The organism is Porphyromonas bobii (assembly GCF_943169685.1).
Taxonomy (GTDB): Bacteria; Bacteroidota; Bacteroidia; order Bacteroidales; family Porphyromonadaceae; genus Porphyromonas; species Porphyromonas pasteri.
In genome coordinates this window covers 305,233-327,845 of sequence record NZ_CALPBU010000001.1, presented here as the reverse complement: position 1 = coordinate 327,845, position 22,613 = coordinate 305,233, and the positions used below count along the sequence as shown (strand labels likewise).

At 55.2% G+C, this 22,613-nt stretch carries 20 protein-coding genes; 10 read left to right on the top strand and 10 right to left on the bottom strand.

Annotation, left to right across the window (positions count from 1 at the left end; genetic code table 11):
* Positions 1-326: 326 nt before the first annotated feature.
* From KO088_RS01345 to KO088_RS01300, 10 genes are all read right to left on the bottom strand, one after another.
* Positions 327-1,850: an MBOAT family O-acyltransferase gene (locus KO088_RS01345; RefSeq protein WP_215493030.1), complete on the bottom strand. Its 1,524-nt coding sequence runs from the start codon at positions 1,848-1,850 to the stop codon at positions 327-329.
* A 14-nt stretch (positions 1,851-1,864) separates the two neighbouring features.
* Positions 1,865-3,106 carry a GDSL-type esterase/lipase family protein gene (locus tag KO088_RS01340; RefSeq protein WP_251419709.1) on the bottom strand — a complete coding sequence of 414 codons (1,242 nt, stop codon included), beginning with the start codon at positions 3,104-3,106 and terminating at the stop codon, positions 1,865-1,867.
* The gene (locus tag KO088_RS01335) at positions 3,090-4,529 is read right to left on the bottom strand and encodes an SGNH/GDSL hydrolase family protein (RefSeq protein WP_215493028.1); all 1,440 of its coding nucleotides are present in this window, start codon (positions 4,527-4,529) and stop codon (positions 3,090-3,092) included. Before KO088_RS01335 ends, KO088_RS01340 begins: the two co-directional genes overlap by 17 nt.
* Positions 4,513-5,166 (bottom strand): uracil phosphoribosyltransferase, encoded by a 654-nt coding sequence (gene upp / locus KO088_RS01330; protein ID WP_215493026.1) that lies wholly within the window; start codon positions 5,164-5,166, stop codon positions 4,513-4,515. Before upp ends, KO088_RS01335 begins: the two co-directional genes overlap by 17 nt.
* 44 nt (positions 5,167-5,210) lie before the next feature.
* Positions 5,211-6,440, bottom strand: a complete 1,230-nt coding sequence (locus tag KO088_RS01325) for a class I SAM-dependent rRNA methyltransferase (RefSeq protein WP_215493025.1) — start codon at positions 6,438-6,440, stop codon at positions 5,211-5,213.
* Positions 6,441-7,217, bottom strand: a complete 777-nt coding sequence (locus KO088_RS01320) for a 3'-5' exonuclease (protein ID WP_188807332.1) — start codon at positions 7,215-7,217, stop codon at positions 6,441-6,443.
* Positions 7,141-7,749 carry a DUF5063 domain-containing protein gene (locus KO088_RS01315; protein WP_215493024.1) on the bottom strand — a complete coding sequence of 203 codons (609 nt, stop codon included), beginning with the start codon at positions 7,747-7,749 and terminating at the stop codon, positions 7,141-7,143. The genes KO088_RS01320 and KO088_RS01315 overlap by 77 nt, the downstream gene beginning before the upstream one ends.
* Before the next feature lie 442 nt (positions 7,750-8,191).
* Positions 8,192-10,123, bottom strand: coding sequence for an ABC-F family ATP-binding cassette domain-containing protein (locus KO088_RS01310; RefSeq protein ID WP_215493023.1), 1,932 nt, complete (start codon positions 10,121-10,123; stop codon positions 8,192-8,194).
* Positions 10,107-10,748 carry a DUF4230 domain-containing protein gene (locus KO088_RS01305; RefSeq protein ID WP_060936156.1) on the bottom strand — a complete coding sequence of 214 codons (642 nt, stop codon included), beginning with the start codon at positions 10,746-10,748 and terminating at the stop codon, positions 10,107-10,109. The genes KO088_RS01310 and KO088_RS01305 overlap by 17 nt, the downstream gene beginning before the upstream one ends.
* Positions 10,745-11,392, bottom strand: coding sequence for a DUF4230 domain-containing protein (locus KO088_RS01300; RefSeq protein ID WP_215493022.1), 648 nt, complete (start codon positions 11,390-11,392; stop codon positions 10,745-10,747). Before KO088_RS01300 ends, KO088_RS01305 begins: the two co-directional genes overlap by 4 nt.
* A gap of 329 nt (positions 11,393-11,721) precedes the next feature.
* Between KO088_RS01300 and pyrH the strand changes: the two genes are divergently transcribed.
* From pyrH to KO088_RS01250, 10 genes are all read left to right on the top strand, one after another.
* Positions 11,722-12,432, top strand: a complete 711-nt coding sequence (pyrH, locus tag KO088_RS01295; protein WP_009433175.1) for a UMP kinase — start codon at positions 11,722-11,724, stop codon at positions 12,430-12,432.
* Between the two features lie 41 nt (positions 12,433-12,473).
* The gene (gene frr / locus KO088_RS01290; protein ID WP_188807327.1) at positions 12,474-13,037 is read left to right on the top strand and encodes a ribosome recycling factor; all 564 of its coding nucleotides are present in this window, start codon (positions 12,474-12,476) and stop codon (positions 13,035-13,037) included.
* 36 nt (positions 13,038-13,073) lie between these two features.
* On the top strand, positions 13,074-14,027 hold the full coding sequence (gene rsgA / locus KO088_RS01285; RefSeq protein WP_060936159.1) for a ribosome small subunit-dependent GTPase A: 954 nt from the start codon (positions 13,074-13,076) through the stop codon (positions 14,025-14,027).
* A gap of 6 nt (positions 14,028-14,033) precedes the next feature.
* On the top strand, positions 14,034-15,191 hold the full coding sequence (locus KO088_RS01280; protein WP_215493021.1) for a CapA family protein: 1,158 nt from the start codon (positions 14,034-14,036) through the stop codon (positions 15,189-15,191).
* A gap of 42 nt (positions 15,192-15,233) precedes the next feature.
* The gene (locus KO088_RS01275; protein WP_421957753.1) at positions 15,234-16,172 is read left to right on the top strand and encodes a M48 family metallopeptidase; all 939 of its coding nucleotides are present in this window, start codon (positions 15,234-15,236) and stop codon (positions 16,170-16,172) included.
* Between the two features lie 97 nt (positions 16,173-16,269).
* The gene (locus KO088_RS01270) at positions 16,270-17,310 is read left to right on the top strand and encodes a DHH family phosphoesterase (protein ID WP_215493019.1); all 1,041 of its coding nucleotides are present in this window, start codon (positions 16,270-16,272) and stop codon (positions 17,308-17,310) included.
* A 37-nt stretch (positions 17,311-17,347) separates the two neighbouring features.
* Positions 17,348-17,980: a DUF4827 family protein gene (locus KO088_RS01265; RefSeq protein ID WP_215493017.1), complete on the top strand. Its 633-nt coding sequence runs from the start codon at positions 17,348-17,350 to the stop codon at positions 17,978-17,980.
* 18 nt (positions 17,981-17,998) lie between these two features.
* On the top strand, positions 17,999-19,393 hold the full coding sequence (glmM, locus tag KO088_RS01260) for a phosphoglucosamine mutase (RefSeq protein ID WP_215493015.1): 1,395 nt from the start codon (positions 17,999-18,001) through the stop codon (positions 19,391-19,393).
* Positions 19,394-19,496: 103 nt separating this feature from the next.
* The gene (gene rlmD, locus KO088_RS01255) at positions 19,497-20,936 is read left to right on the top strand and encodes a 23S rRNA (uracil(1939)-C(5))-methyltransferase RlmD (protein WP_215493014.1); all 1,440 of its coding nucleotides are present in this window, start codon (positions 19,497-19,499) and stop codon (positions 20,934-20,936) included.
* Positions 20,937-20,960: 24 nt separating this feature from the next.
* On the top strand, positions 20,961-22,538 hold the full coding sequence (locus KO088_RS01250; protein ID WP_215493013.1) for an MltF family protein: 1,578 nt from the start codon (positions 20,961-20,963) through the stop codon (positions 22,536-22,538).
* Positions 22,539-22,613: the final 75 nt, after the last annotated feature.

Below are 22,613 nucleotides of genomic sequence, written 5' to 3'. Positions count from 1 at the left end.
TCAACTAAAGGATTAAGGACTAGACTTATTGATAAGCACTTCTGCTCAACCTACCCATAGGTGAATCGGTAACCTATCATAGATAGGAGATGATAGAAAAAAGCAATAAAAGTAGGAGTAGCAACCTATATAGGTCAACGGGCGAAGCAATATTGGTCGACGAACGAAGCACTATTGGTCCACACACCGACCACTATTGGTTTACTCGCCGACCAATAGTGGTTGATACAGGGTCTCTACAGAGAGCTCTGTGATATACAGTTTGCCCGCACCGCTTCAAGAAGGCGGTGCGGGCAAGCCATATGATAGTTGAGTGGAGGAAGCCTTTAGAAGTTGAAGTAGATGAAGGGCTGAGCGTCTGCGCTTCTGATCTGGATCAGCAGGAAGATCACCCCAATAAAGAGCAATGCTTGCTTAAGGAAAGAGAGATCCGTGATCCACTCACGGAAGCGAAGTTCTTGCTTGTGTGAGGTGAAGTGCAGGAGGTAACCTATAAGCAAGAGCAGCAAGACATTCTTGTATCCCACGACAAACTGCAGGAAGACCTCAGGGGTGAAGTGATCCTTGATCTGAGTAATCACCGCACAAGCTGTCTCCATCGAGTCTGCACGGAAGAAGATCCAAGCAAAGCAGACGAGATGGAAGGTAATGATCTGCCCTGCGAAACGCTGCCAACGAAGGGGCTCACGGCGACGCCATCCGAAGTGATCAAAGATCTGCATATACAGCTTGTGCAGAGCAAGAGCCACACCATGGATGGCTCCCCAAAGGACAAAGCGGAGAGCTGCTCCATGCCATAGCCCGCCAAGGAGCATCGTCAGGAAGAGGTTGATATAGGTGCGGATCTGTCCCTTTCGATTTCCGCCGAGCGGAATGTATAGATAGTCACGCAACCAACTTGAGAGGGAGATATGCCAGCGTCGCCAGAACTCGGTAATATTCCCCGACTGGTAGGGAGAATCAAAGTTGATATTGAAGCGGAAGCCGAGTAGCAAGGCGATCCCAATAGCCATATCTGAGTATCCCGAGAAGTCACAATAGATCTGCATCGCATAGCCGTAGACCGCAAAGAGATTCTCTATCCCTGTGAAGCGAGTTGGCTCAGCAAAGATGAGGTCTACAAGGTTCGCCCCGATGAAGTCTCCGATAATCGCCTTCTTGATCAAGCCACTGATGATGAGTGTAAGGGCTTCCCCATATTCAGCCTTCAGCAACTGCGGGCGACGATAGATCTGCGGTATAAAGTCCTTCGCACGGACGATAGGTCCAGCGACCAGCTGCGGGAAGAAGGAGAGATAAAAGAGGTAATCAATCCAGCGACGCAGTGGGGTGATCTCCTTTCGGTAGATATCGACCGTGTAGCTTAGCGTCTGGAAGGTATAGAACGATATACCCGCAGGGATGAAGTAGTCACGAGCCTCCAATGGCACTGCTGGAGGTGTCGTGATGCCAATCGCTGCGAGCAATGTCTGCCCCAGATCCAGAAGGAAATAGAAGTACTTGAAGTATGAGAGCATCCCGAGATTCACACAGACGCTCGTGATCAAGAGGCGCTTGCGATGACGCGGATCTTCACTCTGCCCCATAGCCCGCCCAATGAAGTAGTCCATCGTGGCGGCAAAGAGGAGAATCAAGACATACTCCCCACTACTCTCGTAGTAGAAGAAAAGTGAGAAGAGAGCGACGTAGATAATGCGTAGCGTCGTCGTCTTCCTAAGTAGCATGTAGATCGGCAGGAAAAAGAGCGCACAGAAGAGGAAGAGTCCCGAGGAGAAGATCATCGGACTCTCGCGGTCAAAGCGCAGTACATCGGGGAGTCTCCCCCAGTCGATTGTATCGAAGAAGGTCATTCGTCGTAAAAGGGTTAGCGAATAGAGAGTGCACGCTCCAGGGCCGAGGTGATAAGTCGCCCCTGCCGCTCATAGCCATCACGGCTATAGTGCACACGATCACCTGCCATCAGGCCATCGGCGATCCAGGAATTGATCCCTGATTGCCCTCCCATAGCAGAGAAGAGGTCGAAGGCAGCTACGCCATGCAGCTCTGCACGACGCATAATCTCCTCTGAGACACGCGCCGCATTCTCATTGAATCGATAGGTCATAGTAGTTACCTTCTTGCGGTGCTTACGCCGACGTCCCGTGACGACATAGTGCGTAGAGGCTTGGCGGAAGAAGCTGGGGGGAGGGGTTGTCAGTAGGATCTTTGTCTTAGGTAAGATTTCCTTGACCAGCATAAGCATCTGCTCAAGGCTCTCGGTGAAGTCTGCCATCTGGAAGCGCGTACTGTAGCAGTCATTCGTTCCCATTGAGAGGATGAGCAGTTGAGGCTCCAGCAATGAGAGCTGCTCGACATAGTCAGCGAGCGCATAGTGCCGGTAAGCAGCCCCATTAATACCAATATCATGGACAAGGACACCACCCATCCCTGAGAGAAGGACACAGCCCGCATAGACAGCTTCATCCGCATCATTCTCCTCCGCCCCCGTGAGTGTGACACTCGTATAGGGTGAGCGCCAAGAAAGCGTATCTACTACGTAGGCTCCCGTAGAGAAGCGTCCTGTGCGGAGCTCGGCAAGAGGGAATGCGGTCAAGGGGAGCGAAGAAGCAGTGCGAACAAGGTGCATCTGTCGGAAAGGGTGATCCGAAGATGTGACACCGATAGTAAAGCGACTATTGGGACGCGTAGAGAGCACATAGCCCCCTAAGCCCATAGGACGCGTGCCCTCAGGCTTGAGGATGAGCTCACGCTGCCAACCAAATCCAGACGAGGTGACTCGGTAATCCCGTGGAGAATTGGAGCCATAGAGCGCGTACCAGCCTATCCAGCCACGTCCTGCATCCCCGAAGGAAGCTTGCAGCGAGGCACGCAGTGGAGCCGTCGTATGCCCTGCTTGGATATGACTATCTCCGAGCTGAACAATGGAGACCGTGCTACCATTTTTTGCTGCTACGCGTAGCTCCTGAGCTAAGCTCGCAAAGTAGCCTGTGGGAGCATAGAAGTTCGGCTCGCTCTTTGGCACTGGACCAGCAGCAAATAGAGATCCAGCAATACCCAGCACTCCTACCGTGAGGAGAAGTGCTGCACGCTTACTTGATCGCATCATAGTACTTTTCTTCGAGGAAGAAGGCATCGAGGAACTGGCGAGCGAGCTCGTCACCCCCGCGATGAGAGAGGTGGGTGTAGTCCTTGGCAGCCCAGCCCTTGCTGGCAAGCTTTCCAATACCTCCGAGGCGACCGACAGCTTCACGCGTACTCCAGAAGACCACGCCCTTATCGGCAGAGAGACGGATCTGTGCACGCTCTAAAGCAAGAGCGGCAGGCATCGTGACTACTGCTCCCCCCGAGGCCTTGACACCACGGTCTGATACGCCGAGCAGGAGATAGTCGGCACGCCCCGTCGTTGCACGAAGGTGATCAATAGCCTTACCCAGTTGCTTGGTATAGCCCGAGTAATCAAGTTGCTTCGGAGAGATTGTATTGAGGCCGTACTGCAGGACGATAAGGTCATAGGGTCGCTCTGCGAAGAAAGCCTTATTAAGCTCAGCATCAAGCGAAGCTAAGATGAGCCCCGAGTTCCCACGTATAGAGAAGTTATCAACGCTCACCCCTGAAGTACCATCCAGCGAAACTCCATAGCAAACGAAGCCAGAAGCCCCACCCGTGAGGGTGAAGCGCACAGAGCTAATCGAGCCTGAGGCGAGGCGACAAGCACTAAGCGCCTCGGTAGCTGGGAGCTCAAGCGTCGTAGCTTCTTCTGAGTTCGTAGAGACCTCAAGGGTAGCTCCTGATGGAGCCTTATAATAGATGACCGCTTCATTGCAGGGACGAGCTCCCTTAGGAAGGGTGTAGCGCACCCAGTCCCCGACAGAGCCCGTATAGTAGTGGCTCGGGAGTGGATAGCGTCCCTTGGAGTGAAGCTGATTATATTCTTTCCAGCCCTTAAACTCGTGGCGAACTGTACGACGGAAGCCTGCTGTCTCCGAAGTCAAAGGAAGCCACCCTACCCCAGAGCCACCATAGCGAGCTTGCAGCTGGCTACGTATGCTGCTGGTGAAGATATCTCCTTCGATAAAGGAGTCTCCAAGGACAGCGATACGTACAGGACGCCCCAGCGAGCTACGACGGCGGAGCTGCGCAAAGAAATGCTGCAGGCCGTCGTGAGCGGGAGTCATATCAACAAGGATACTTGTAGGATGGATGGTCGAGTCCAGCTTCTCAGCAGACATCGCCGAGTCGGGTGTAGCCGCCTTTGCTTGAGCTTCCAGCTCGCGATGGATACGCTCACGCTCCTGCACCTTCTTATCCGTGCTACGAGCCTGCTGGCTAAGAGCTACGGCGTCTTCGCTCTTATTAGCAAGAGAGTCTACCTGCTCACGACGTAGGTCAGAGAGCAAGTCTACCTTGTTCGGCTCCCAACCGAAGATGTTATCCGGCAGGAAGTAGAGCAGAAGGAGCCCCAGCGTCACCGCCAGAGCCAGTAGCCAGAAGCGAAGGAGGTAATCGGGCGACTTAGAGCTTCTCCCCATAGGCCAGGTCTCCAGCGTCCCCTAAGCCCGGGACGATATAGGCGTGGTCATCGAGGACGGGATCGATAGCAGCTACCCAGAGCGTCACATTGTCGTCTGGGAAAGACTCGCAGAGCGTATCTACAGCCTGCTGGCTGGAGATAATCGAGACGAGGTGCACCTCCTTGGGGGTACCCTTAGTCAAGAGCGCACGATAGGCGAGCTCCATAGAGCTTCCCGTAGCGAGCATCGGGTCTACGAGCAGTAGCGTCTTCCCCTCAAGAGAAGGCGAAGCGATATACTCGATGAAGATATCGAAGTTCAGGCGATCCTTATACTTACGATAAGCCGAGATGAAGGCATTCTCTGCCTTGTCAAAGTAGTTGAGGAAGCCCTGGTGCAACGTAAGGCCTGCACGCAGGATCGTACCGATGACTATCTGGTCCGAGATCTGAGCACAGCGGGCGATGCCGAGCGGCGTCTGCACGTCACGCTCCGTATAGTGGAGCTTCTTACTCAGCTCATAGGCCATGATCTCACCGACGCGCTCGACATTGCGACGGAAGCGCATGGCATCCTTCTGTATCTCTATATCGCGCATCTCTGCGACGAAGTGGCAAAGGAGAGAATTCTCCTCGATGAGGTGCTTTACTTTCATTGATGATGAAGCTTTGGGAAGGGGAAATATACCTTCAGGCTCTCCTATTCAACGTAGAGAACGAGGCCTTTGAGGTATTCGCCTTCGGGATGGTAGATATTGATGGGGTGGTCAACGGGCTGAGTGAGCTGGTGCAGGATGCGCACCTTACGCCCCGAGGCCGCCGCTGCGGTGAAGACCGCCAAGCGGAATTCTTCCTTCGATACCGCCTGTGAGCAGCTGAAGGTAAAGACAATCCCACCTGGGGCGACCTTTTTGAAGGCGATACTATTGATCTTACGATAACCTATGAGGGCATTACGCAGGACCTTGCGGTGCTTAGCGAAGGCGGGCGGATCGAGGATGATCAGGTCATACTCGCCCTCGGGCATACGCTCTAAGTAGTCGAAAGCATCCTCCGTGACGGAGTGGTGTCGGGGGCAATCCGTACCAAAGTTCAGAGCCACGTGCTGCTCGGTGAGGTACATTGCCTTGGCCGAGCTATCCAGTGAATCAACACGCTTTGCTCCTGCGTGGAGGGCATAAATCGAGAAGCCCCCCGTGTAGCAGAAAGCATTGAGGACGGTGCGCCCCTTAGCGTAGTGAGCTACAAGAGTGCGGTTGTCACGCTGGTCGATGAAAAAGCCCGTCTTCTGGCCCTTAAGCCAGTCGGGAGTGAAGCGCACGCCATTCTCATAGATAGGCGCTGCCTCGGTATGCCCGATGAGGAAGCCGTCCGAAGCGAGTTCGCGCATATCACGAGTGGGTAGCGTCGTCTCAGACTTGTAGTAGATGCCCTCGAGAGGGAGGACGGGGTCGCCTGCCTCAGCGAAGACCTCCCACAGCACTTCGGCGATGGTCTGGCGTGCCTGATGCATCCCGAGACTGTGCGCTTGGACTACGGCCGTACGGTCATAGATATCAATGATGAGCCCTGGGAGACTATCTCCTTCACCGTGTACGAGGCGGTAGGTCGTATTGGGGCTATCGCTGGAGCCGACGGGGCGAACGAGGTCGCACGAGAGGCGTAGACGAAGCGCTGCCTCCAGGCGACGCTTGTAGAAGGCACGGTCAATGACTTCCTCTGCATCGAAGCTCAGCAGGCGCACTGCGATACTTCCCCCACCGAAGTGGCCCGTACCTAAGGGATGCCCCTTGCTATCGACGACGGAGACTAAGTCGCCATCTTCCACAGGGGCGGAGAAGGAAGCGATGGCACCCGAGAAGATCCAGGGGTGGAAGCGCAGGACGGACTCCTCCTTGCGAGGATGTAGGCGTAGCGTAGGATAGCTCATTTATATCAGGGCAAATTGAGTAGGTGATGGAGCGGGGAGCGCCATAAGGGTCGTGTAGATCCGCAGGGATGCCCAAGCGTCGAGGGCGGCATAGTGCGCCTGTGCTGGGCTAAGCTTCTTCGCCTCCCAGTCGCTCATGCGCTGCGACTTGCTCATACGCTCAGCGAAGAGGATCGCATAGATCTTCTGCAGGCCGAGCTCGCGGATACCGTAGCCACCGCAGAGCTTCTGGAGCTCGACGAAGGAGCCTGGGGTGAAGGCTTCACGACGTGAGAGGGCGGTGATGTCATCGCGCAGGCTAAGCCCTACCTTGATGATCGCTGGATCTTCGAGTAGGGAGATGAGGCTCTTGGGCAAGCCCATCTTATTGAGGCGGAAGAGGAAGCACTCCTCTTCGGTAGCTATCTGAAGGAGGGAGACCTCGTAGCGAACACCAGCTGTGAAGCTTGGGCGCGTCTCGGTGTCAATACCGAGGATGCCAGCACGACGCAGGCGCATCGCCACACGACGTGCCTCTTCGCGGGTCTCTATGATGGTGATGGGAGCGGGGCAGCGTGCCAAGGCAAGCGACTGCAACTCCTCGTCCGTGATCGAAGGGGGATAAGAGTAGACCGGAGCGAAGGCCGAGGGCTTGGCGCTCGAGCGGCGTACAGGGCGCTCCTTCTCTTGGGGCGCTGCCTTCTCGACAGCGGTGCGCTTTTTAGAAGCGGAGGTCGAAGAGGGCTTCTTCGCCGTCTTCTTCCCCGAAGGACTCTTCGGGCTCGTCTTTGTCGTCATCCTGTGTCTGTAACTGGGAGGTGTAGATACGATGAAGGGCTGTGAGCGACTCGAGGAGTGCCTGCCCCCAATATTCGTGGAAGTAGTGGCGACAGCGCCCGACAGCTGCGGGGAGCGCCTCTTCATTCTCGTCGCGTAGGATCCCGAGGAGGTTGCCTACCTGCTGATAGACATCCGAGAGGCCTTCGGAGATGAAGGCTGCTATCGGCGTGTCGCTGTAGGTCATCTCTTCGGACTGCGCCGAGAGGTATGCGTCATCCTCACCGAAGAGTGACGAGACACGGCTGCGCACGGCCTCATAGGCACCTTCGGTGATATACTCTTCGATATAATCGGCTTCGGGACTGTAGAAATAGGAGGGAAGGTGCAGCGTCACCGAGTAGAGCTGGGGCAGGAGTGCCACCAGTTGCTTGACGAGAGCGTCACGCTCGGAAGCCTGCTCTAAGAGCGCGGCATAGCGGACGCCGACTGCAGCGAACTCTAAGATCTCTTTCGTATAGAGGCTCTCCGCCTCTCTTACATTTGATTCCATACAGGTGCAAAAGTACTATTTTCTGCAGCTTCGTCCCCTCTCCGAGTGCGGCAAGAGCGCGAAAAGAAGCACCTCAGCACGCTCTCAAGGGCGAGGCCCTGCGCGGCGAGGGAAATCTTCGCCACGAGGGAGCCATTTCGCAGCCCGCATCTGGGGATAAAACACTGCCCAAAGCACCTTAAAAATAGGGGTAAAAAAGCGGCTTCTAATCAGCAAGGAAATACCCACGATTACACACTCATATAGAGCGTCTTGCAAAGGGATATTTCCTGCGGTGCAAAGGAGGCTAAATTTCCGTATATGCGAAAATATATTTGTGTATATACGGAAAAATATTTCTGCATATACGAAAATTTATTTCCCTATATACCGAAATTTCCCACTGTATATACGGAGCTCGCCCGCCGTACAAAAAGAGGGGATTTTTCTTCGGGGAAACGGCTTAGCCTTCGAGCTGCATACTGAGCTCTTCCCAGCGGGCGAGGACTTGCTCCTGCTCCTTCTTCAGCTGGCTGTACTGCTCGAAGAGCTTGGCGTCCGTGGCATGGGCGGGATCAGCGAGCTTCTCCTCCAGAGCACTCAGCTCGGCATCAATGGCTTCGCTGCGCTCCTCCTGTGCCTTCAGCTCACGCTCGAGGGCACGACGCTCCTTAGCCGCCTCCTTCTGGCGCTGGTAGTCCTGCGCTCCCGTCGTGGACTCAGGAGCCTTCGTCTCCCGCTGCACGGGTGCGGCGGCTCGTGGGTTGCTGATCGACGTGCCGTCCTCACGGTCGCGCTTCTCCAGCCAATCGTAGATACCACCGATATGCTCGGTCACATGGCCCGAGCGAAACTCGTAGACACGTGACACCAAGCCGTCGAGGAACTCGCGGTCGTGCGAAACGATGATGACCGTACCCGTGAAGTTAAGGATGGCTTCCTTCAGGACGTTCTTCGAGCGGATGTCAAGGTGGTTCGTCGGCTCGTCGAGGATGAGGAGGTTTGCGGGGCGAAGGAGGAGCTTGATAAGGGCTACACGACCACGCTCGCCCCCACTGAGGACGGAGACCTTCTTCTCCGACTCCTCACCGCCGAACATAAAGGCCCCGAGGAGGTCATTGATGCGCAAGCGGATATCCCCCTGCGCTTCGCGGTCGATCGTCTCGTAGACGGTGTAGTTCCCGTCCAACTCTTGGCTCTGCGTCTGGGCGAAGTAGCCGATCTCGACGTTGTGCCCGAGCTTGAGCGTGCCCGTGTAGTCGCTGACTTCTCCCATGATACACTTGATGAGGGTGGACTTCCCTGAGCCATTCTTCCCGACGAAAGCGACCTTCTCTCCGCGCTCGATGGTCATATTCACATCCGAGAAGACGGTGTGCTCGCCGTAGCGCTTCGTGAGGCTATCGATGATCACGGGGTAAGCACCCGACGTCACCGCGGGGAGGAAGGAGAAGTGCATCGCCGCGCGGTCAATGTCCTCCACCTCGATACGGTCAATCTTCGAGAGCTGCTTGATACGGCTCTGCACCTGTACAGCCTTAGTCGCCTTGTATCGGAAGCGCTCGATGAAGTCTTCGGTCGCCTGGATCTCCTTCTGCTGATTCTCGTAGGCGCGGCGCTGCTGCTCGAGGCGCTCCTCACGTAGGACGAGGTAATGGCTGTAGTTCGTCTTGTAGTCGTGCAAGCGCCCGAGCTCGATCTCCAGCGTGCGATTCGTCGTAGCGTCGATGAAGGCGCGGTCGTGCGAGATCAGCACCAGAGCCGCCGATCCCGAAGCAATGAAGCGCTCCAGCCAACGAATAGACTCGATATCCAGATGGTTCGTAGGCTCGTCGAGGAGCAAGACGTCAGGACGCTGCAGGAGGATCTTCGCCAGCTCGATACGCATTCGCCAGCCACCAGAGAATTCTGCCGTGGAGCGATCGAAGTCCGAGCGCTCGAAGCCCAAGCCAAGGAGCGTCTTCTCGATATTAGCCTCGATACTCCCCGTGCTATGCATGAGGAGCTGGTCCGAGCGCTGAGCGTGGCGCTCGATAAGCTCCATATAATCCGTGCTATCGTAGTCGGTACGCGTCGCCATCTCTTCGGCGAGGCGCTCGACTTCAGCCTCCAGCTCCGTAATATGGCTGAAGACCTGCTGGCACTCACCGAGGACGGTACGCTCATCGCTCGTCTTCATCACCTGCGGCAGGTAGCCAATGCTGATCCCCTTGGGACGGCTAATGACGCCCTCAGTAGGCTCAGCGATTCCAGCCAAGAGCTTGAGGAGGGTGGACTTCCCTGCCCCGTTCTTTCCCACCAGAGCGATACGCTCCTTGGCGGAGATGACGAACGAGAGGTCTTCAAAGAGAGGCTTAGCCCCGAAATATACCGATACGTTATTGACGCTGATCATGAGGAATAGAGGTGGAGGAAGCGGCGGGGAGATCACCTTGGGGCATACGGATCTCAGGGACGACAAGGATGACGCGCTGGGGAGCTAAGGCGGAGAGGAAGCGCTGGAGCTGCTCCTCGGCACGCAGCTGTGCGGCGGGGAGATAGCGAGGGCTGGTGCGTATATCCAGCTCCGCATCGCGAAGGATACGCTCGTCGAAGCGACGTATCGCTACGCGGTCAGCGCTGGCTTCACCAAGGCGCCCACCACGATCCAGATAGTAGCGCACGGAGTGATTTCCGCCTGGCCGTCGCCCCAGCTCAAGCTCGGGCGCAGGAAGGCTCACGTAGACGGTGTCGCCTGCAGTCGTGAAGTGGAGCTTCTCGAGGTCATACTTGACGTAGGCGACGAGGTCGGCGGTGCCCACAGCATGCTGCCCCGCTTCATAGAGATTGACATCCTGCCGGTAGCTGATTTCCTCGGTGATGAGGCGCAGGCGCTGACTGACCTTCATCTGCAGTTCCTCAGTCGTCACCTCGGGCTGGGGTGCCTTGCGGAAGAACTTATGGTAGATGAAGAGCCCCGCAGCTATACATATAATAAGGAGTAGGATCGGGCGAAGGATCCGCCAAGAGAGCTTTATCATTGTGCTGCAGACTTAGAGGACTGAATGAGGGAGGCATCGGCTTCGTCCAAGTGGACACGCACCGTAAGGCGGAGGTCACGGAAGATCGGCTGCAGCTTATTCGTCAGCGTAGCCGATGCCGTGCGGATTAGTGCGCCCCGCTCTTGCTCCAAAGCTTTGGCAACGAGCCCGTCGATCATCGTCTGGCGAGAGCGAATAATCTCATCAAGTTCGTTGGTTGATAGGCGGCGGCGCAAGCCCGTAGGCTCCTGCAGGACGTTGTGGTTCAGATTATCCAGCTCCCGCTTGACCTCGATCGGGGGAAGATAGAGATCTACTGTGCTGTCGGCCTGCTGTACGATGCTTTTCTCCGTGAGTAGCGAGAGATCGCAGTAGGCAGAGGCTTGGCTAAGGAGCTCCACACGGGTTTCCTTCGAACCGAAGAGCTTCTTGAATCCTAAGAAGCCGTCGCGGTGGGGATCGATCTTAAGTACAATACGTACCTGTGTCGTAGCCAGCTCGAGGCGTGAGAGGCTTTGGGCTTGGATCAGGAGGAGCTGTACTGGGGGTGTCTCCCCTTTCTCCTCTTTCTGCGAGCAAGCAGCGAAAGAGAGGGAGAGAAGCACCAGCACAAAGTAGCTCATCCAGCTATTGAGTCGAGACATATCTTATCTACTTATTTTATGAGGACAAAGATACGAACTTCCCCCTGCTTATGCGGGTGGGAGGGCCGCCTCTAAAGAAGAGGAAAACGAACCAGTACTGGTCGGCATCGTGACCAGTACTACTTCGCGTCGTGACCAGTACTGGTAGGTAGGGGTGACCAGTACTGGTTAGATCGCTAACCAGTACTGGTTCATTTATCCCCCTCTACAAAGGCTCTCTCCCAGCGCAAGCTGAGCATTAAACTCAGAGCAGAGCTCACCAGCGTGGAGATTAGGCGTAAAAGTCGTTTCTTTGCACCATAGTAGTAGCTATATTCAAAGAGAACGAAATGAATAACTTCAGACGAGTACTCCTCAAGCTCAGTGGCGAATCGCTCATGGGAGCGAAGCAATACGGCATCGACAATGACCGCCTCGCTGACTATGCACAAGACATCGAAGCTGCAGTCAAGCGCGGCATACAAGTGGCCATCGTCATCGGTGGTGGCAACATCTTCCGCGGATTAAGTGGTGCCGCCCAAGGCTTCGACCGTGTGCAAGGCGACCAAATGGGTATGCTGGCCACCGTCATCAATAGCTTAGCCCTCGGCTCAGCACTCACCTCTCGTGGTGTGAAGAACAGAGTACTCACCGCAATCCGAATGGAGCCTATCGGCGAATTCTACTCCAAGCGTCGCGCCATCGATGCCCTTGAGGCAGGCGAAGTCGTCATACTCTCGGGCGGAACGGGGAATCCTTTCTTCACGACCGATACAGGTTCGTCCCTCCGCGGTATCGAGCTCGAGGCTGATGTCATGCTCAAGGGTACTCGTGTCGACGGCATCTATACCGCCGACCCCGAGAAGGATCCTACGGCTACGAAGTTCGATCGCATCACCTATGATGAGATCTACCAGCGTGGGCTGAAGGTCATGGACCTCACAGCTACCACTATGTGCATGGAGAACAATCTACCCATCATCGTCTTCGACATGGACACTCCAGGCAACCTCCTCAAGGTCCTCAGTGGCGAGCCTATCGGCACCTACGTGGGCTTCTAAGAACAAGCAACCATCCTATCAACAACGACTAAATAAACTCTATGAGCGAACTGAAAGGGCTGATAGCACAAGCCGCCAGCCAGATGGAGAAGACCGTAGAGCACCTCGAGGAGGCGCTCGCTCGTGTACGTGCCGGTAAGGCCAACGTCAAGATCCTCGACGGTATCATGGTCGAGTACTATGGTAGCCCCGTCCCTCTGACACAGGTAGGTACTGTCACCATACCCGATGCTAAGAGTATTGTCATCACTCCTTGGGAAAAGGGTATCATCCGTGACATCGAGCGTGCTATCATCAACTCCCCTCTCGGCATCACCCCAGAGAACAATGGTGAGCTGATTCGCCTCGGTATCCCCCCGCTCACCGAAGACCGCCGTCGCGAACTCGTCAAGCAGGTCAAGGCCGATGCAGAGAATGCCAAGGTAAGCGTACGCAATGCTCGCCGTGACACCAACGATGCTATCAAGAAGAGCATCAAGGCTGACAACACTCCAGAGGACGTAGCTAAGGACGCCGAAGGCGAAGTACAGAAGCTCCACGACCGCTTCATCAAGAAGATCGACGAGCTCTTCGCAGCTAAGGAGAAGGAGATCATGACGGTCTAAGCTCCGCGCGAGACCGCCATCCACGTTATCAACGCATTGACAGGCTTAGTCATCAAGAACACAGGTAGCCACTACATCGTCCTCACTGAGGATGGTGTAGAGCGCCCGTGTCTAGCCAAGGGGAACCTTCGTCTACGTGGCTTCCGCTCGACCAACCCTATCGTCGTCGGAGACCACGTCGTCGTAGAGCAGACCTCAGGCCAAGCGGAGGAAGAGACCCTCTACATCAAGGATATCCTCCCCCGCAAGAACTACATCATCCGTCGGGCTGCAAACCTCTCCAAGGAGTCCCACATCCTGGCTGCAAACATCGATGCGTCCTTCCTCGTCTGCACCATCGCAGCACCTGAGACCAGTACGACCTTCATCGACCGCTTCCTCGCCACAGCAGAGGCCTACCGAGTCCCCACGGAACTTATCTTTAATAAGATAGACCTCTATACTCCAGAGGCTATCGACTATATGGAGGAGCTCATCGCCCTCTACGAAGGGATTGGCTATCCCTGTCACCGAGTCTCAGCGACGACGGGAGAGGGTGTCGAAGCCCTCATTGACCACCTCAAGGGAAAGATCACGCTCTTCAGTGGACACTCTGGTGTGGGGAAGAGTACCCTCATCAATCAGCTGATCCCAGGCGTAGAGCTACGCACAGGATCTATCTCATTAGCTCACTTCAAGGGGATGCACACCACGACCTTCTCACAGATGGTCCCACTCCCCTACTCCGAGGGAGGCTATCTCATCGACACTCCAGGTATCAAGGGCTTCGGTATGCTCGAGATGGAGGATGCTGAGGTATCCCATTACTTCCCAGAGCTCTTCGAGGAGAGTACTGCTTGCCGCTTTGGCAACTGTACACACACCCATGAGCCTGGATGCGCCGTACGCGAAGCCGTCGAGGCTGGGCGTATAGCTTCTTCCCGCTACATCAGCTATCTCGGCATCCTCGAGGACAAGGAGAGTGGGAAGTACCGCCCCGAATACAAGTAAATAAATATGCTCCACCTTCATTTCTTGAGGGGGCTACGTCGCTCACTCGTATCTACTACAGCGCTCTCAGCCTGCCTGCTCACGCTATCCTGCCATGGGCAGAGTAGCACACAGAGCCAGGCTGCATCTGCACACATCGATAGCACGACCCTACGTGGCGATACGCTCGAGCTTATCTTTGCTGGAGACATCATGACTCATGGGCCGCAGATACGTGCAGCAGCCCAATCGGATGGGAGCTATGATTTCGCTCAAAGCTTTGGTCTTGTACGCCCCGCCATTGAGCGAGCAGACCTGGCGATAGGCAATCTGGAGACGACCTTTGGAGGTAAGCCTTACAGCGGTTATCCCATGTTCTCCTCCCCCGAAGCCCTCTCAGTAGCCCTCCGTGAAGCTGGCTTTGATGTCCTCACGACATCCAACAATCACAGCTGCGATCGCCGAGGCTACGGTATTACCCATACCATCGATGTACTCGACAGCCTTGGGATAGCCACCACGGGGAGCTATCGTAACCTCAGTGAGCGCCCAGCACGCACTCCCCTCATACAATCAGTACGTGGGATCAAGCTTGCTATCTTGGCCTACACCTATGGCACCAATGGGCTTCCAATTCCCCACCCAACTGTCATAGACACGATAAGCAAAGAGCACATCGCGGCAGACCTACGCCGTGCAGATAGCCTCGGAGCAGAGTACAAGATCGTACAGATCCACTGGGGTAACGAGTACGAGAAGTCCCCGAACCGATCCCAGCGAGAGCTCGCGCAATGGCTCGCTGACCAAGGCGTAGATGCCGTCATCGGTAGCCACCCTCACGTCGTGCAAGAGAGCACGCGCCTCCAGAGACAAGATACGCAGCGTGGAGAGACCTTCGTTATCTACTCGATGGGGAACTTCATTAGCAACCAAATCACTCCGCCAGCTACTCGCGGTGGGATGCTCCTCTCCTTGACGCTGATCCGACAAAGTAAGAATGCAGCTTGGACGACCCAGCCACACTACCAGTATGTTTTCGTCGAGAAGCGCTCACCCAACGGACAGGCGATCTATCGTCTTCGTCCCGTAGACTTAGACTCTATCCCCGAAGGCATGGCTCCAAAAGAAGCCAGCGACCTGAAGGCCTTCCAGCGCTACTATAAGATGATACCTCTCGTCAAGTAGCTCCCTATTATATTGTATCACTTAATTACGACTCCAACTCTTATGAATATGAAGAAGCTTAGCATAGCCCTGACTACCCTCTTCGGTATCGGCCTCCTTATCTTCAACAGCTGCGGTACGGTACCCATCACGGGCCGTCGCCAGCTCAACCTCGTCTCCGATGGTGAGATCCTCGCCGCCAGTGCGACGCAGTATCGCCAGTTCATCAGCAAGTCTCAGCTCAGCCACAATAGCACGTACAACAACAAGGTCACTCAGGTGGGCCGTCGTCTGGCTGCTGCTACTAACATCTACCTCAAGCAGAATGGCTACGAATCTATGCTCTCGACACTGAGCTGGGAATTCAATGTAGTCGACAGCAAGCAGGTTAATGCCTTCTGTATGCCTGGCGGAAAGATCGTCGTCTATACAGGACTTCTGAACCTCGTCGGTAATGGTAGCCATTCTGACGATGAGCTCGCTGCCGTCATGGGTCACGAGCTGAGCCATGCACTGGCTAAGCACGCCAACGAACGTATCAGCAACCAGATGCTCATGCAAGCTGGTGGACAGCTCCTCGGAGCCACTGTAGGCTCACGCTCGGAGATGCTGAGTGGGATCCTGAACCAAGCCTATGGTCTCGGCGCTCAGGTCGGCGTACTCCTCCCCTTCGGTCGTAAGCAGGAATATGAAGCCGACAAGATGGGGCTTGTACTAATGGCTATCGCTGGTTATGATCCCCGCTATGCAGTGAACTTCTGGCAGAAGATGGCCCAGTCAAAGGGTGGCGGCCAGCAGAGTGAACTCCTGAGCACTCACCCCAGTGATGCCAACCGCATCAAGGCAATCGAGGCCTACCTGCCCACCGCTCTCCAATATTACAAGGGCCAGGGTAGCGCACCAGCAAGTAGCTACTCGGGATCGTCCAGCCAGTCTCGTCGCCAGAGCAACACACGCAGCGTACGTGCTAGCGACGTAGCAAACTACCTCAACAACCGATAGTAGAAAGGACTTCCTTCCAGCACTTCATAGGAGAGCCCCATGCTATGAGCAAAGAACACTCATAGCATGGGGCTACCACAATCCTCGACATAGTAATATGGGTAAATACCACTGGTCTATAGAGCACGTAGAGCAACTACGCCAACTCATACTTAGCCATCGCAATATCATCATCCTCCCCCACACAGCTCCCGATGGAGATGCTTTGGGCAGTACCTTAGCTTGGGCAAAAGTCCTTCAGGCAGTACATCCAGAGGCTACCATCCGTGTACTCAGCCCAGACCGTATCGAGAGCTACCTCAGCTGGCTTCCCTACCTTGATGAGCTTCTGATCTATCCCGAGGCAGAGGAGGAATGTCTCAGAGCCATTTCCGCAGCTGACCTCATCTTTCACCTCGACCACAACCAGCCAAGCCGCCTGCGCTATACCCCACTCATTGAGGCCGTAGAGCAGTCCAAAGCTCCCCATATCCTAATTGACCACCACCTCGATCCTGATCCCACTTTCACTCTGAACTTCAGCTATCCCGAGGCTTCTGCAACTTGTGAGCTGATTCATGCCCTTATCCTATCCCTCGGATGGGAGCAGTATATCACGCCTGAGGCTGCAACCCTCCTGCTTACTGGGATCATCACCGATACGGGACGTTTCATGTATAGCCATCTCTCCCCAGAGCTCTTCGTCACAACATCAGACCTTTTGGCTCGTGGAGCAGACTACCTATACATCATCGACCGCCTCACCTACCACAACCCCGAGATACAGATCCGCCTCCAAGGCTATGTCCTTGACCAAAAGCTCGAGCTCTACCCTGATCTCCGTGCGGCCTGTATCATTCTTACTCAGGAGGAACTTCAGCGCTTCGGGGCTTCAAAGGGTGATACGGAGGGGCTAGTGAATATCCCTTTGACTATTGAGGGAATAGACTGCTGTTGCTTCATCCGAGAGGATAAGACTCAGGTCAAGCTCTCCTTCCGATCCACAGGTACCTTCCCCGTCAACCAACTTGCCAGCGCAGGCTTCGGAGGGGGAGGACACCTCAATGCCGCAGGAGCTGAGCACCAAGGCTCTATCCAAGAGGCTAAAAATATCTACCTTTGTGAACTAAGGAAACTGAGAGCTCAAGAAGTCATCTAAGCTCATCATCACCGTCCAGCAAGCATAGACAGAAATAATGAATAGACTTATCACCCATCGCATCGCCCTGCTCCTACTGCTTCTCATCCCCGTGTTGGCACTGGGAAGTTGCAAGAAGAATCGCTCCATTAAGCCTCTCTCCCAGCTCAAGAGAGAGCAGCGCCAAGCGATTGACCGACTGATCAAGGAATCATCATTCACAGTGAAGGAGCTCGATAGCGAGACACTACCCTCGACCATTGCCCCCGATGTATTCTATCGTCTATCCAATGGACTATATATACGTGTGCTTGACAAGGGGACGACCCGCCCTGAAGCAAATAAGACCACTGTCTCGGTACAGCTGAAGGGCTACTTCTTCAATGTATCGCAGTCCAAGGGAGCAATCTTCGACAACCTCACAGATACCAATGTCCGTCCTCTCTTCTTCCGATATGCCTTATGGGAGACCAGCGAAGGGAAGATCCACTACAGTTCTCTCAACGAAAGTGGCGTCTATGAAGACCTCATCTGCGAAGGAGTTGCTTTCCCTATGTCGCTACTCGGTGACGGGGCTATCGTACAGCTCATCATCCCCTTCGACCTCGGTCCCTCACAGAACTATACCGCTGGTAACAGCCTCTTCGTAGAGAAGGCGGTCTATACCTTCTATACGAAGCCCCAGCAATAACCTTCTTCTCCCCGCCTTATGACACTCATCAAGTCCATCTCGGGTATACGAGGGACTATCGGTGGACACGTCTCCGATGGCCTCAACCCCATTAGCACGGCGCAGTTCACAGCTGCCTATGCCTCCTTCATCCGCCAGCAGACAAAAAAGGCTCGCCCCCTGATCATCGTGGGGAGAGATGCCCGCATCTCTGGCATTATGGTCAACTGCATCGTCACGGGGACGCTCCTCGGAATGGGATGTGATGTCATCGACATCGGGCTCGCCACAACGCCCACAACCGAGATGGCAGTCACAGGGAAGCAGGCTGATGGGGGGATCATCCTCACGGCAAGCCACAACCCCAAGCAGTGGAATGCCCTCAAGCTACTCAATAGCCGTGGCGAATTCTTAAGCGATGCTGAAGGGAAAGAAATCCTGCGTATCGCCGAGAGCGAAGACTTTGACTTCGCTGATGTCGACAGCATCGGAGGCATTCTGAGCGAGGAGAGCTATTTGGATGAGCACATCCAAGCTGTACTTGCTCTCCCATCAGTTGACGTCGAGGCTATACGCCAGGCAGACTTCCACGTCGCCTTCGACAGCGTCAACTCTGTAGGTGGCATTGCTCTTCCAGCACTCTTCGAGGCCCTTGGAGTCAAGCACGTCACCGCTCTCAATGCTGAGCCTACGGGACACTTTGCTCATAACCCCGAGCCACTCCCTGAGCACCTCACAGAGATCTGTGCTGCTATCGGATCCAGCAAGGTCGATGTAGGCTTCGTTGTAGACCCCGACGTAGACCGCTTAGCCATCATCGATGAGCGTGGCGCTTTCTTCGGCGAAGAATACACACTGGTCGCAGTATCTGACTACCTACTCCAGCTGAATGGAGGAGGAAATACAGTCTCCAACCTCAGCTCGACCCGTGCTCTGCGTGACGTCACAGAGTCTCATGGCGGTAGCTACACGGCAGCAGCAGTAGGCGAAGTCAACGTAGTCACAAAGATGAAGGAGACAGGTGCTCTCATTGGCGGTGAAGGAAACGGCGGCGTGATCTATCCCGAGCTTCACTATGGACGCGACGCTCTCGTCGGTATCGCTCTCTTCCTCACTCTCCTCGCAAAGAGCGGTAAGAAGGTCAGCGAACTCCGAGCCACCTACCCCAACTATGCGATGAGCAAGCAGCGAGTAGACCTCCCTTCGGACGTTGATGCAGGTGCTCTCTTGGAGCGCTTAGCCAAGGAATACAGCGACAAGGGGGATATCAACCTCATTGACGGGGTGAAGATCGACCTCCCGACAGAATGGGTACATGTGCGCCGAAGCAATACCGAGCCCATCATCCGCATCTACACCGAAGCTCCTACAGCTGAGGAGGCCCAGCGTCTCGCAGACGAATTCAAGGCCGTCCTCCTCTCTTACCTTAACTAAGCAACACACCAAGCCTCACCATGCAGGGAAGCTCCATTGTGACTCCCCGTATCGTGAGGCTTGGTGTTTGTACTTATCATATCACTCACGGTTTACACGACAATTGGCACGTAAGAAGAAAGACCTCCCTCTTTTAGAAGGTATCACGATCACAGGTCTTGCTGGGGAAGGCAAGGCGCTCACCCATATAGACGGCAAGGTACTCTTTGTTCCCTTCGCTGCACCAGGGGATGTCTGCGATATCCAGATCACAAAAAAGAAGAGCAGTTTTATGGAAGGGAAGATTGCACGTATCGTCACTCCCTCCCCTGAGCGTACCCAGCCCATCTGCTCACACTTCACCATCTGCGGGGGGTGCAAGTGGCAGCACCTTCCCTACTCCCTCCAGCTACAGAGCAAGGATCAGGTCGTCCGCGACGCCCTCCAGCGAATCGGCAAGATTGAGGTAGGCGAATATCTCCCCATCTTAGGCTCGGTGGAAACTGAGCGCTATCGCAATAAGCTTGAGTTCACCTTCAGCCACAAGCGCTGGCTCTTCCCAGAGGAGCTTGACGTACTCAACGCACGCTCTACGCCACCAGAGCCCTATGAGCTCTCCGGCCTCGGCTACCATCTCCCAGGGATGTTTGACAAGGTCCTCAACATCGACACCTGCTACCTCGGAGCCGAAGTCATGGATGAGATCCGTCTCTTCGTCCGAGACTACTGCTCCGCTCGTCCCGAGGAGTATCCTTACTTTGACCTCCGCAAGCAGGAGGGACTGATGCGTACCCTCATGCTACGTACAACCTCTACGGGAGAGATCATGGTTGTGGTCGTCTTCTACCGAGAGAATGAAGCTGCGCGCATCGCATTACTCACGGCTCTACAGGAGCGCTTTCCCCAGATCACAGCCCTACTCTACGTCATCAATGGTAAGTGCAATGACACCATTGGGGACCAAGAGATCCATTGCTTCTACGGGCGAGAGTACATCGAGGAGGAGATGGAGGGTCTACGTTTCCGTATCGGGCCCAAGTCCTTCTACCAGACGAATAGCCGTCAGGCCTATGAGCTCTATAAAGTAGCTCGTGAGTTCGCAGAGCTAACTGGCTCGGAGCATGTCTATGACCTCTACACGGGGACGGGGACGATAGCCAACTTCGTCGCCAGGCAGTGCGCTTCCGTCGTAGGTATCGAATATGTACCCGAGGCGATTGAAGATGCACGCGTCAATAGCGAGGTTAACGGCATTGAGAACACGCTCTTCTACGCAGGCGATATGAAGGATATCCTCACCACAGACTTCATCAGCGAGCATGGTGAGCCTGACGTCATCATCACCGACCCCCCACGTGCTGGCATGCATGAAGATGTCGTCGCTACGATTCTGCGTGCAGCTCCCCGACGCATCGTGTACGTTAGCTGCAATCCCGCCACACAGGCTCGTGACCTTCAGCTACTCACCGCAACGGGCGAGTACAGTGTGACGAAGTCACGTGCAGTGGACATGTTCCCGCACACGCATCATATCGAGAACGTCGTACAGCTCGTACGCCGCTAGCCCTCTCCCCTAATTCCCCAAACTATGCTTCAGAAGATCCTTGCATCCCTGCGTCGCCCGACAGTGCTCTTCCTACTTGTCGGCATCGCTATTGCCATAGCTACGGCTGTCTTCCTGAGGCATAGGACTAGGCAAGCGACAGCGAGAGAGCTCCAAGCAGAGCAGCTACGCCTCCCCGATACACTCCGAGTCGTCACGCTCTCAGGTGCTACGACCTTCTTCATCTACCGCGATGAACCGATGGGCTACCAGTACGAACTGGTGCGCCTCTTTGCTCAAAGCCACAAGCTCCCGCTGAAGCTCTACGTCACTCACAGCATGGAGGAGGCTGAAGCAATGGTTGAGCAAGGGCGTGTCGATCTCTGTATCACCCCTCAGGCTATGACTCACTCTGCGAAGGAGCGCCTACGCTTTGCGGGGCCTGAGGTGATGACAGGACTGGTACTTGTCCAGCGCAAAGCCAAGACAGGCGATAGCATCCCTTACATCCAAGATGTAGCAGCCCTCCTCGGTAAGGAGCTGACTGTCATGGGGGGCTCACGCGCTGAGGAGCGTATCAAGCGCCTTGAGGAGCAGCTTGGAGGTAAGATCCTCATGCATGAGATTACAGCCGATACCATTAGTACGGAAGACCTCATCGCTCAAGTCGCCAGCCGAGAGATCAACTATACGATCGCTGATGCAGACTTGGCTAAGCTCAGCAAGACCTACTACCCTCAGCTGGACATCTCGCTGGAGGTTGGCTTTGCACAGCGTCTTCGCTGGTTTGTCTCTCCCAAGGCTATTGGACTCGCTGATGCCCTGGATAAGTGGGCGAAGGATATCCCCGAAGACCGAGGCTTCCATGAGATCTATAAGCGCTACTTCGAGCTCAGCAAGTCTGATGATGGAGAGGAATCTCCTCTCCCCAATACCCAGACAAAGGAAGAGCGTGAGCTTCCGACCAAGAAAGAAATAAAGGAGCCGTCGCATGGGACTCAGCCTGTTCGCCCATCGCCTCCCTCTACCACAGAGAAGCAGCCCAAGGAAACCGCTACACACGAACCGACTCCCAGTGGTGGTTACGGTATCTCACGCTTCGACAAGCTCTTCGAGAAGGAGGCACGACGCATCGGCTGGCCCTGGCAGGTATTGGCCTCCATCGCCTATCAGGAGTCGAACTTCCGCCCCGAGGTCGTTGGTTGGTCGGGCGCTCGTGGACTAATGGGTATCATGCCCCGAACGGGTAAGATCTATGGTGCTTCGGTCAAGCAGCTCCTCGATCCAGCAGTGTCCGTACGTGTAGCAGTGGACTGCTTGAAATCAATTGATGCACTCTTCCAAAAGCAACTCACCGATCCAGAGGAGCGTATCAAGGTTACCCTCGCAGCCTACAACGCTGGTCCTGCACACCTGCAGGATGCTATCCGACTGGCAGAGAAGTACGGCTACTCCTCTACACGCTGGGAGGGGGGTATCGAGACGGCTCTACGATTGAAGAGCGAAGCGAAGTATTACAATGACCCCGTCTGCCGAGCAGGCTATCTCCGAGGTAAGGGCGTCGCACGCTACGTAGACGAAATCATCTCCCGCTACCACGGCTACCTCAGCCGAACAAAGTAATCCTCCGTCATCCTCTACAACATCTGAGGGGGCGGGAAGCACTGGTCTTCCCGCCCCCTTCTCTTTTACCTCACT